We start from the raw sequence: 1,124 nt of genomic DNA on the forward strand, positions 1-1,124 counted from the left end.
GGTTATATTGTTGCGGTTTACCACGTGTAAAAAATGCCGGGCAATGCATATCATAATATATGAAATAGATTAGGGGGCAGTTGCAAAGTAGAAGTGGCCGCTGTCTCTATCCGGTAAATATCGGAGGGGTTTCAGCCATGACGAACAATATCGAGTTGGACAGCTTTTCGGCTTCCTTGAACGAGCATTCCGTGTCCAATGAACACGGCGATCAGGCATCACCGGCGGAGATCCGGGTCGCACAGGCAAATTCGACGCAGCCCGCGCCGGCAGCGTCCGAACCGGTGCCGGTCGATGTCGGCGGCGGAGCGCCTGCCAAGCCGGAAGCCCCCGCGGAAGCAAAGGCACCGCCGGCAGCCGCGCCGCCCGAATATGTAGCCGACGCCAGCCATGTGGTGAGGCTTCCGGCCAACGCTTCCATCGACAACATCAAGGTCGACGGCCAAAACCTTCTGCTCGAACAGGCCGACGGCTCGGTGATCGTGATCAAGGACGGCGCCCTCAACGTGCCGACCTTCATCATCGGCGACGTCGAGGTGCCGCGCGTTGCGCTGCTGGCAGCGCTGGAAGCCAGCCATGTCGATGTCGCCTTCGGCGCCGACGGTTCCATGTCGGCCGGTCCTGGCGGTTCGAATTCAAGCGCAGGCGGAGATTTCTCGGTTCCCCCCGGCGGTATCGGCGACGGGTTCGACCTGTCGGCACTGCTGCCGCCGACTGCCTTGCAGTTCGGACTCCTGGAGCGGCGCGAACTGTTCCCGTCCATCGTCGACAGGCAGGTTTCAGTGACGGCCACGTCCTTGCTTGCCCCGACCGAAGCGGCCAGTGAAACCGGCCTCAATGGCGGCCAGACACAATCTCCCGGCAGCGACGCGCCAAGCAACGCCGAGACCTCCGGCATCGGAACGATCAGCATCGACGCGCCGGATGGAATTGGCTCGATCGTCATCAACGGCGTCACCGTCACCGGCGTCGGCCAGCAGATCCCGGGCGATTTCGGCTTCCTGACGATCGTCTCCTTCAATCCGAGCACCGGTGCCATCGAATACAACTACACGGTGACCGAATCAGTCGCTCATCCCAATCAGACGAACGGATTCGATCCCAACGACACGGTTCCGGACAAT

General features: G+C 61.2%; 1 pseudogene. It reads left to right on the top strand.

Annotation, left to right across the window (positions count from 1 at the left end):
* Positions 1-137: 137 nt before the first annotated feature.
* Positions 138-1,124: pseudogene (locus EN906_RS34915) on the top strand (hypothetical protein); the annotation flags it as partial.

Source organism: Mesorhizobium sp. M7A.F.Ca.CA.004.06.1.1 (genome assembly GCF_003999135.1).
GTDB lineage: Bacteria > Pseudomonadota > Alphaproteobacteria > Rhizobiales > Rhizobiaceae > Mesorhizobium.